This window comes from Photobacterium sp. OFAV2-7, from assembly GCF_022347985.1.
Taxonomy (GTDB): domain Bacteria; phylum Pseudomonadota; class Gammaproteobacteria; order Enterobacterales; family Vibrionaceae; genus Photobacterium.
The window spans coordinates 42,857-53,386 of record NZ_JAKRFQ010000006.1 but is presented as its reverse complement, the minus strand read 5'-3'; the positions used below and the strand labels follow the sequence as shown (position 1 = coordinate 53,386).

Annotated in this window: 7 protein-coding genes; 5 read left to right on the top strand and 2 right to left on the bottom strand. The window is 51.5% G+C overall.

Annotated elements, in window-relative coordinates; all coding sequences use genetic code 11:
• Positions 1–233 precede the first annotated feature (233 nt).
• From MHN01_RS01720 to MHN01_RS01705, 4 genes are all read left to right on the top strand, one after another.
• A complete protein-coding gene (locus MHN01_RS01720; RefSeq protein ID WP_239409757.1) occupies positions 234–2,423 on the top strand; it encodes a glycoside hydrolase family 3 protein in 2,190 nt (729 codons plus the stop codon).
• Positions 2,424–2,513: 90 nt separating this feature from the next.
• The gene (locus MHN01_RS01715; RefSeq protein ID WP_239409754.1) at positions 2,514–3,191 is read left to right on the top strand and encodes a TetR/AcrR family transcriptional regulator; all 678 of its coding nucleotides are present in this window, start codon (positions 2,514–2,516) and stop codon (positions 3,189–3,191) included.
• Positions 3,192–3,249: 58 nt separating this feature from the next.
• Positions 3,250–3,396 carry a hypothetical protein gene (locus MHN01_RS01710; RefSeq protein ID WP_239409753.1) on the top strand — a complete coding sequence of 49 codons (147 nt, stop codon included), beginning with the start codon at positions 3,250–3,252 and terminating at the stop codon, positions 3,394–3,396.
• Between the two features lie 273 nt (positions 3,397–3,669).
• Entirely contained in the window at positions 3,670–3,855 is a 186-nt protein-coding gene (locus MHN01_RS01705; protein WP_239409752.1) for a hypothetical protein, read from the top strand.
• 123 nt (positions 3,856–3,978) lie between these two features.
• Here the strand turns inward: MHN01_RS01705 and MHN01_RS01700 are convergent, their stop codons facing one another.
• Both MHN01_RS01700 and MHN01_RS01695 read right to left on the bottom strand, forming a co-directional pair.
• Entirely contained in the window at positions 3,979–6,150 is a 2,172-nt protein-coding gene (locus MHN01_RS01700) for a glycoside hydrolase family 2 protein (protein WP_239409751.1), read from the bottom strand.
• A 56-nt stretch (positions 6,151–6,206) separates the two neighbouring features.
• Entirely contained in the window at positions 6,207–8,615 is a 2,409-nt protein-coding gene (locus tag MHN01_RS01695; protein WP_239409750.1) for a GH36-type glycosyl hydrolase domain-containing protein, read from the bottom strand.
• A gap of 404 nt (positions 8,616–9,019) precedes the next feature.
• Between MHN01_RS01695 and MHN01_RS01690 the strand changes: the two genes are divergently transcribed.
• Positions 9,020–10,426, top strand: coding sequence for an MFS transporter (locus MHN01_RS01690; protein ID WP_239409749.1), 1,407 nt, complete (start codon positions 9,020–9,022; stop codon positions 10,424–10,426).
• The last annotated feature ends 104 nt before the right edge of the window (positions 10,427–10,530 follow it).

The following is a 10,530-nucleotide window of genomic DNA, read 5'->3' as shown; positions in this document are numbered from 1 at the left end:
CCACCGCCATTAATGATGGTCATCGTTTGCTATTTTTATCCATGAGACATACTCACTCTCTTCACCTTATGCACGATTAGCTAAATATAAATATATTAATCATGCAGTACATGTTGACCCGGATAAAAGAAAACATATCCAGGATTAAGGGTGTGAAATATCATAATTGCCCTGTTTTTCTAAACCCCTACCCTTAACTCGACTGACAAATTTACTTCAGGAGAGTGACTGTGATGTACAAAGCCATGGGCGTCGATAAGGCAGCCATCGAGGAGAAAACAGAATCCCTGCTCAGCCAGATGACCTTGAAAGAAAAGGTCTGGCTGCTCAACGGTAACTGGAAAATGATCGAGAATGTGTCTAAATACAAGGATGCCTACAATCCGGTGCCTATCGAAACCAATGGCTGTGAACGTCTCGGGATCCCGCCGGTAGGTTTCTCCGACGGCCCCCGCGGTGTTTCAATGGGCAAGTCGACCTGTTTCCCGATCTCAATGGCCCGCGGCGCCTCTTTTGACCGCGACGTGGAACGTAAAGTCGGTGAAGTGATTGCCAGAGAGGTACGCGGCCAGAACGGTAACTATTTCGCCGGGGTATGCATCAACCTGCTTCGTCACCCTGCCTGGGGGCGCGCCCAGGAAACGTACGGTGAAGATCCCTACCATGTCGGTGAGTTCGGTAAGGTACTGACCGAAACGGTCCAGGACCACAACATTATGGCCTGTATCAAGCATTATGCGGTCAACAACATCGAAAATACCCGTTTCCGGACCAATGTGACGTTCGATAACCAGCGCACCCTGCACGAAGTCTATCTGCCCCACTTCAGGAAATGTGTTGTCGACGCCGGTGCGGCGTCACTGATGGGTGCCTACAACAAGATGGAAGGCGATCATGCCTGCGAAAGCAAAAAGCTGCTAACAGAGATCCTGCGTGAGATGTGGGGCTTTGAGGGCTTTACCTCGTCCGATTTCATGTTCGGGATCCGGGATACCAAGAAGGCACTCGAAGCCGGGATGGATGTCGAGATGCCAACCCCGGTGCACTATCAGCAAAAACTACTGGCCCTGGTCGAGGCCGGCGAAGTCGACGTCAACTATGTCGACGAGGCCGCCCGCCGGGTGATCCGAACCGTACTGGCTTTCACCACCCAGCAGGACAAGCTCAACTACGGCAAACACATGGTCGCCACGCGTGACAATGATCTGGTCGCCCTCGACGTGGCCGAGAAATCCATGGTCCTGCTCAAAAATGACGGTGATATCCTGCCGCTGACCAAGACGGTGAAAAAGCTATTGGTTGTCGGTGATATGGCCGGCAAGGAATGTGTCGGCGACCAGGGCTCAAGCCGGGTACAGTCACAAAAAGTGGTCACCTATCTCGATGCGCTCAAACGCGAGTTCGGCGACACCGTGGAGATTGTGCACTGCAGCGAGCGCGATCTGGACAAAGCAAAGCAGCATGCCCGCCTGGCTGATGCCGTTCTGATTGTTGCCGGCCTTGACCACACCGATGAAGGCGAATACCTGGTGCCGGATCAGGATGTCGACTACAGCCTGATTGCGGACGGCTACCAAAATATGGGCCACCCTTGGCTCGCCAAACTGGTTCGCTTTAACCTCAAGCGACAGAAGCTGCCGGTAGCCTCCGACGAGGAAGGCAAAGGTGTCGGTGGTGACCGTGCCAACCTGGGTATTCGCCGCTCGCAGGTCAAGGCTATCGAGGCCCTGGCCGGGATCAATCCGAACACTGTGGTCAACCTGATTTCCGGCTCGATGCTGGACATCGCCGGCTGGGCTGACAAGGTACCTTGTATCCTGCAGAACTGGTACCCGGGCCAGGAAGGCGGTACTGCCTGGGTGCGGATCTTGTTTGGCGACGTCAACCCAAGCGGCAAACTGCCTTTCTCTATCGTCCGCTCGGTCAACGACCTGTGTCCGTTCGACAACAAAGGCAACGAGGTCGAATACGGTTTCTACCACGGCTATACCCTGCTGGACAAAGAGGCGAAAACCGCACTTTATCCGTTTGGCTTCGGTCTGAGCTATACCCAGTTCGACATTGCCAACCACACGACACAGCAGCTTGATAACTGTATCCGCGTCTCGGTCGATGTAACCAATACCGGCGACAGGTATGGCGGCGAAGTTGTCCAGGTCTATGTCGGCAGCGAAGGTTCATCTGTCGAACGCCACAAAAAACTGCTTAAAGGTTTTGAGAAGGTCTATCTGGCACCGGGCGAAACCCAAACGGTTCAAATCGATGTCATGCTCAAGGAGCTGGAATACTTCGATGAAAGCCAGCAGCAATTTGTCTTTGAGTTCACCGACTACCAGCTTTATGTCGGTAACAGTTCAGACAACGCTGCGCTGTCCAAGCTTGAGGTGAGCTGCAAGCAGGAGGAGCCAAGCCTGATTGCCTGATCCGGACTTGGTCCCGACAGCGACACTATGAGGGCAGCGCATGCTGCCCTTTGTTATTCACGCCAACTACCCACAGCGAGCCAAATCAGCATGCCGCAGAACAGAAACCGCGCCAGCAAAAAGCGTACACTGATCCTCGATGCCGCCGTCAAGGTATTCCGTCAAACCGGTTACGACAATGCCACCATCGAAGCGATAACTGAGTTGGCAGGGGTGTCAAAGCGCACTGTCTATCATCACTTTTCCAACAAGGAAACGCTGCTGAGGGCCGTATTACAGCGATTTATGGTCGAAACGGGCAAACGCAAACAGATCCGCTATTCTCGGGATCGCAGCCTTGAAAGCCAGCTTAACGACTTTGCCAAGGCCAAGCTGGCTGTGGTGAACAATACGGCCTGGCTCGATCTGATGAAAATCACCCTGGGCGCCTTCGTTTCATGCCCTGAGCTGGCCAGAAACATCATGACACAAATTGATGATTCGGAAGACACCCTCGCGCTCTGGCTCGAAGCCGCCAGAGCCGATCAGCGGATTACTACCGACAATCCCCCTCTTGCCGCCGAGGTGTTCTGGTCGATGGTCAGCGGTGCCCTGTTCTGGCCGGCGATCTTCCAGGCGCCGACACTTAACCGGGCAAATGACGAGATAAAAAACGAGCTGATCAAGACATTTCTTGCCCGGTATGCCAGTGACGGGTGTAGCGGCGCGCAAAAATCAGAACCAGCGCAAGTTTGGCATTTTGACGAGACGGGATGTGAAAAATCATAACTGAATTGCCGCGGCAAAAGGGGCAAACTGGGCCTAATCACAGATAAGGACTGTCATTATGTGTAAAAAGCAGGCTATTTGGATCGTCATGATGCTGGTACTGGTTTTTCTCGCCGCAGATGATGCGTGTAAATACCGCCGAAGCAACCCCGATGCTGAGGCTGCCAGCTACTTGCTATCATGCAATCTTGACAATAACGGCTAGCAGCAGGTCTCAGCCATGTTCCTGATCTAGCCTCGTTCACAGAGCCATGAACGTAATACCCTGCCGATTGTCACAAAACGCTAGCCTTCTGCGTAGGACTAGCGTTTTTTTATCACCGCTTTATTTAAGAATAAATAACATCGCACAAATAATGTACATCGAACACTAAAAACGACTACCGGCGACTCTTAGAAATTAAAATGGATTTAAAGAAAATATATATTAATATTATTGTTGCTTTCGCAGTTAAATCCACTACAGAGAGGCGCCAAAATGAAAAAGTACATTTTCATAGTTGCCGCAATAGTTTTTCTTTATGGTTGCGAGTCAGCGAAATTGGAATTTGCTCCGGTCCCGACCATTGACTTTTATGTGAATGACGTTGAAACCAATATTGACCCCAATGCCACCCAACAAACCGCCCGGCAAGCTGAAAACGCCGAGACACCTGCAGGCTGACAACCTCAAACATTGGTTGATACTGTTCGACACAGGATAGAGCAGATAATAGAAAGGCCGGACATACCGGCCTTTAGCTATCTTTTTTAACTATCTATGGATGTGTTTTACCGACACAACCCATTAGTGACTACTGCCTTGCTCAATGGCCAGTGACGATGTAACCGGAGCCGCCGTATTGGCCGAGCTCACTGAGGGCGCATTACGCTTGTCGAACGCCTGGTACAGCTTGTCATTGATCGCCTTCACTTCCTCAACCGGGATCTTGATAACATTGCGGTTGTAGGTAATAAGGCCGTTGATCTCGCTTTCGACGTCGGTGATTTGGGTATAGACGGTACCCGCCAGGCCGGCTTCGATGACAGGGAGCATCTGACGGTGCATCACATCGGTAAATGCAGCCTTAAACTCAGCCTGGGTCTCGTTTTTGCCGTAGCCGAACGTTTTCTCGTTGAATTTTTCGCTTTCGATTGCCCATGTCTGGCCACCGTATTCACCGATAACACAGGCACGGTAGTTCACCGGATCAACAACCGGCTTGAGATCTTGCATGTACACATGCAGGTCATAGACATCGCCTACTCCCTGATCGTAAAAGCCCGACACGTTATTCACAATACGTGTGCTATCTAGCGTCTTGACAAAGTCGGTTGCCGCCGCGGCATCAAACTGGCCCCAGTATTCATTGAACGGGATCCAGCAAACAATAGACGGGAACACACGCAGGTGGATAATCATTTCTTCCAGCTCTTGATAGTACAGCGCCTTGGAAGCGTCCGAGCGTCCCCAGCCCTGATAATCGTTGTCCCGAATATTAATGTGCTTGACACCAAATGGAGCAGCATGCTGCAGGTAGTCGACCCAGAGATCTCGCGGCGGAGCAGCGAAGCCTGACGCACTGATCATATCCTGCCATACCATGATGCCCAGCCGGTCGGCATGATAATACCAGCGCGCCGGTTCAACCTTGATATGCTTGCGGGTCATGTTGAACCCCATCGCCTTTATCTGTGCCAGATCCCAGACCAATGCCTCATCTGATGCCGGAGAGTAATTGCCGTCAGGCCAGTACCCCTGATCAAGCGGGCCGTGATGGAATACCGGTTTGTCATTCAGGGTAAAGACAACATTGCCGTTCACTTTCTTCTTGCCAAGCTCGCGGATGGCAAAGTAAGTCTCGACCTGATCAACCACCCTGTCGCCATCAAGCAACTCAACAGTGATTTCATAAAGGTGCGGATTGTCGGAATCCCAGAGAATAACCTCTTGGGGCGCAACAATAATCGGGTGACCGGTTGGTACGGTAACAGAGGTCGGTTCCCCCTTGATAGTGACCCGGGTATTGAAACCGGCGGTTGGCTGATTGGTCAGCACATCCAGCATGGCGACACCGGCTTTGATATTGGCAGTCGTCACCACTTGCTCGATGCGAGTTGGTGCAACCGGCTCGAGCCAGACAGTCTGCCAGATCCCGGAGCAAGGCGTATAGCTGATCATGCTCGGCGTCAGACACTGCTTGCCAAGCTGGCGGGCATCACGGCTTTTCTCACCGGAGTCGGTCGGATCATAGACCTCGACAACGATTTCATTTTCGCCAAGATGATCGACAGCATCGGTAATATCGACAGAAAACGGGGTATAACCACCGACATGCTCCGTTTGAAACTGGCCATTGACATACACCCTGGCCTGCCAGTCAACAGCGCCAAAGTGAAGTACGATACGCTCGTCACTCTCCCACTCTGCAGGTACCGTAAACGTGCGCTTGTACCATATTTTCTCCCCCCCGTAGACAGGGCGGCCAACACCGGACAGCGCAGCTTCGACCGGATACGGTACCAGAATTTGGCCCGGGAATGCCTCGTTGGTATCCTGCATTTTGTCGAGGACATTGAACGACCAGAGGCCGTTGAGGTTCATCCAGCGCTCACGCACCAGTTGCGGACGCGGATACTCGGGAAGCGCATTGTCCGGGCCGACATCCTCTGACCATTGCGTTTTATGGTTGTGCTCAATGCTGATTTTCCAGCCTTCTTTCTCTTGTCTGGCAAACCAGACCGGCCAGTCATCCGATTGCTTGTCGCTGCGCTTTACATCTGCAATCTTGCGACAGCCAAGTAAAAAGGTCACAAACCGCCCGACAGTGCGAGGCTTATAGCGAACCATCAGTCCCCAGAAAAGAAACAGACCCGCGGCTACCGCAGCTACCCAGGCAAGAAACTGGATCCCGCAGGCCGTTACCCCAATAGCCAAAAAGGCCGCCAAGATGGCAAGCCCGATGATTTTTCCCTGCATTTCATTTCTCCCCAAAAAAGCCCTCGCGGGGAGGGCTTTAACAGTTACGTCAGCAATTAGAATTCAACTTTGCCCGTACCGGTAAATGTACCGTTTGGTGAGTGAACCGTAATTTCCTGATCCGTCATGATCCAGCCTGAGCCGTCTTTGTTCAGTTTCCAGTGCGGCGCTTCAAACTCGATACCCGTTCCCACTTCCAGTTCACAATCTTCGTTGACGAACACGCCACCGTAGTGCAACAGACCCAGGATCGGGTTGGTATGGGAGTGCGTATTGGCGATAGGGAATGACTGCATCGATGCGTACATCGCCATTTGGACTAGGGCTTCATCAAGTTTCTCTACACTGCCACCATTTTGTTGTTCTGGGATGACCTCGCCATCGGCACCGCCACCTTTGTTCTCAGGGTTCCAGCCTTCCCAAGACTCACCCGGATTAAGCGTTGATTCCGGGGCGTTCCAGGCATCGGGACCTGAAAGAACACCGTTGAAGCGATCAGGATAAGCAAGAGTCTTGTTATGCAGGCTCATCATTTCCAGGTGGCGGGCAGCCCAGTCTTTGCGACCGAACTTAGCCGCACCGGCAATCAGTTTTTCATTGATGGTGTACCAGACACCCCCGCGAGATGCCCGTCCCTTACCGGTGTGAGGGAACATGGTGCGGGCACCCAGTGGGCTGTCTTTCGCGTTGAAGTCATCGACATATTGCAGAACTGTATCAACCATGCCGGCATCTTCCGCCGCACCACACAATAGCGCAAACGCCTGGACTTCAATCCAGCAGATATCGTCACCGACGATGTCGCCATTTGGCACTGTCGCACGGGCAAAGTATTTGCCGTTGTGAGACTTGGCTACCAGCGCGCGTAGCTCAGCCGCTTCCTTACGGGCTTCAGCGGCAATGTCGTCCTCGCCCAGTTTCGTCATCAGGCCTGCGAACATCGGCAGAACATAAGCCGCCAGCGCTGAGTTAAATACCGAGCCGCCTTCTGCAATCATTGCTTCCTTATCGTATGCACCGGCGAAATCTAATACGTCATCCTGCCAGTCAGCATTCCAGATACGTGGGTGACCGCCGGTACCGCGACCAACCTCATCGATGAAGAAGCGGAACTGGCGAATAAGGTTCTCTTTAAGAGAGATTGATTCTTGATCATGAAATGGGTGGTAATATTGATCTTCACCAAATGCTTTCAAATCACCCGTCAGCGCGTAATATTCACACGCCGCCCAAAGCGACCACAGGCCTTGATCCGAAGGACGGAACGCCATCAAACTAGGTTCTTTGTCAGAGCCCAGGGTAAATGGCAAGTCACCATCTTCCGAGCCCCAGCCCAGCGTATTACGCAGACATTCAAGAGCCAGCTTAGGCTCCATGTAGGCCATTGCCGTCACGTACTGAAGCGGGTCACGAGGTGCTGCATTAATGCCAATTGTAAATGCATAGGCACACCCCTGGTTAATAGTGTAATCACCGATAATGTTATCTTTGAATACCATGCCGTAGATCGAGGACGCATTCCAGACCAGCTCGGCAGAGGTGTAAGGCAGGTCATCACAGCTACCGGCAGGCAAACGTTCAATAGCGGCCGCCAAAGTATCATCAAAGAAGCTCTCTGGCTTGTCGATCGTCCCCTCTTCAAAACGGCCAAAGCGGAAATAGAATTCTTTGCTTTCACCCGGCTGAAGGGTCACTTCACCTGTCATCGTAATCGTTGGCTGCTGCTCGCCGTCCGTTGTAGCATCGAAGCCCGGGTTGAACGACTCAATCATCATCTTGGCCGGCTCGCCGGTTTCACCACCGAAATCGTCATCACCGAAAATTTCTTGCGCAATAACCTGGTTGCCAAGAGAAACCTCATAAGAAACCTCATCAGCGATCTCTCGACGTTCTTCCGGAAGCACCATCGCTGCCGCATAGTAAGGACGAAGTGCCCACTCTTCCGATAGCTTAACGGTACGAGCTATCTGGTTTTTATCAAGGCTCACAGTAACGCGAACAAAAGCCCAAGGATGATCGCCTTCTGGCAAAATCATCTCCCGGTCCAGGCGCAGGCCTTTATGCTCAGGATGAACAGAATAGAACATAGGGCCGAAGTGGCGCTCGGGCGTCATGCCTTCAGGCGCTTCTTTGATATAAGTTCCCCATGTTGTGCCGTCGGCCTCTTCAATGCGAGACAGACCCGTACCACCATCAATATGATCGGGCTTGGTCAGCCAGCGTGAGCATTCCAGTTCATCCCACATGCCGGTACCACCATAGTTGTCAACCAGGAACGAAACCGCCTTGTTGCCGATGAAATGGAAGTTCTGACGAGTCTTAGGATACGGTAGCGGCTCCCATTCACATTCAGGGGTTGTTAGCGGGTTGGCTTTGTAGTTAAACGTCGGCAGACCATATTTCATGATCCAGTCACCAAACACGCTGTTGCCTTTGAATTCCTTAGAGTTAGGAGAAAGTAGCATTCTTCAGTCCTTAGTGTATTAGTAGCTTCTTTTCGTTTTCTAGGTTGCTTGAACTCAAACTATAAAAAATAGAACTAGCGCACTTTTGCAAAATAATAGACACTGCTTGTTAAATTTCATAAAGGACGTCTGAAGAACCCAATGGTGACGAAGTAAAGAGAAAGCCATTTAAACATATACAAAACAACAAGTTAAAAACAAAAATCATAACCAATCCTTTTCGGCGAATACCAAAGCGAGACAACAGGCACAATTAACATCACTTAATAGTCATTTATTAAATATCGTAATTGCTAGCCTGTTTTCATAGGCGCAGCATTGTTCGGCAAACTGAGTAAACCTTGTATGAATCACGCATAACGCACCCAAAACCAACGGAACATAGGCAATTAAAGAGAGGCACCATGTCCGAGCAAGTTCAACCGCTAAAAAAAAGGGAAGTCTTTGGCTACAGCATCGGCGACTTCGGCAACAATCTGGTTTATCAAATCACGTCAATTTACCTGCTGATTTTCTACACTGATGTCTTCGGGATTGCGCCTGCTGCCGCCGGCACCCTGTTCCTTGTCGCACGACTATGGGATGCCATTAACGATCCTGTCATGGGGTACTTTATTGACAAGACCAATACCCGCTGGGGACGCTTCCGCCCTTACGTCGGTTTTATGGCCATCCCGCTCGGCATTGCGTTTGTATCGCTCTTTACCGTTCCCGATACAAGCTGGGACGAGACAACCAAACTTATCTATGCCTACGTTACCTATATTGCCTTTGGGATGATTTATACCTCCAGCAACGTCCCTTATATCTCACTGGCGACGGTTATGTCGCCAAGCTCAGAAGTGCGTACCAAGCTTCTTAACGTCCGCTCTATCTTTGCCATGCTGCCTGTCTTCGTTGCAGCGGCCGTCCCGGCTATCGTCGCAGCGGCCGGTGAAGGGAACGATGCCAAAGGGTATCAGATCGCAGCAATTATCATCGCGGTAATGGCCGTTGCCTCCTGGATCACGACATTTCGTACCTGTACAGAGCATGTCGACCTGACGACAGTCACCAAAAAACAAAACGCCAGTGTCGGCAATATCCTCAAGTATCTGGTCAGCAACAAGCCGCTGCTCATTTTCTGCGCCGCCATTATTTCCCTGTTTGGCCTGTCGGCCATTGTGACCGCCTCCGGTCTGTATATGGTGAAGTACTATCTGCTGGACGAATCCTTGTTTGCCCCGCTGATGATCTGCCAAATTATTGCGACCATTATGGGGATTATCCTGGCTCGCCCTCTTATCCCGAGAATGGATAAAAAGTGGATTCTTATCCTGGGTTTCTGTATCGCGGCTCCACGTAGCTATATCTGGTTCACGCTGGATCCAACCCTGATCCTTGCAGTTTCGTTCCTGTGCAATATCGGGATGGGGATTGCACTTGGTGTGCTATGGTCATTCGCCCCCGATGTCATTGAATACGGGGAGTGGAAAACCGGGCTGCGCATTGACGGAACCTGCAACGCGATCATTGGTTTTGCCCTGAAGGTCGGGCTGGCACTGGGCGGGATCGTTCCTGGCTACATTCTTGACTGGTACGAATATGTCCCGAACTCCCTTGAACAAAGTGAAACAGCACTGTTTGGCTTCGAACTGCTTGGCATCCATGCCCCATTTGCCCTCATGGTGCTGGGGATCACGATTATGCTGTTCTACCCGCTGACCAAAGACAAGACAGACAAGGTGTCTGCCGATCTGAAAACACGCCGTCAGCTTGCCAAAGACGAAGCGATGAAGGAACTCGAAATTGGCAAACCCCTTGAAGCCTAGCCATTAGCTTATTAAAACCTGTATTCACCAAAGCCAGCCTGTTACTCACGGGCTGGCTTTTTTGTACCACCGCCCTCCCGCCGGAAAGGCGAAATGAGACAGCC

Excerpts from the sequence above, each read along its gene's own strand:
- MHN01_RS01705 (WP_239409752.1), top strand. The coding sequence starts at position 3,670 with ATGAAAAAGTACATTTTCATAGTTGCCGCAATAGTTTTTCTTTATGGT.
- MHN01_RS01695 (WP_239409750.1), bottom strand. The coding sequence starts at position 8,615 with ATGCTACTTTCTCCTAACTCTAAGGAATTCAAAGGCAACAGCGTGTTT.
- MHN01_RS01715 (WP_239409754.1), top strand. The coding sequence starts at position 2,514 with ATGCCGCAGAACAGAAACCGCGCCAGCAAAAAGCGTACACTGATCCTC.
- MHN01_RS01700 (WP_239409751.1), bottom strand. The coding sequence starts at position 6,150 with ATGCAGGGAAAAATCATCGGGCTTGCCATCTTGGCGGCCTTTTTGGCT.
- MHN01_RS01720 (WP_239409757.1), top strand. The coding sequence starts at position 234 with ATGTACAAAGCCATGGGCGTCGATAAGGCAGCCATCGAGGAGAAAACA.
- MHN01_RS01710 (WP_239409753.1), top strand. The coding sequence starts at position 3,250 with ATGTGTAAAAAGCAGGCTATTTGGATCGTCATGATGCTGGTACTGGTT.
- MHN01_RS01690 (WP_239409749.1), top strand. The coding sequence starts at position 9,020 with ATGTCCGAGCAAGTTCAACCGCTAAAAAAAAGGGAAGTCTTTGGCTAC.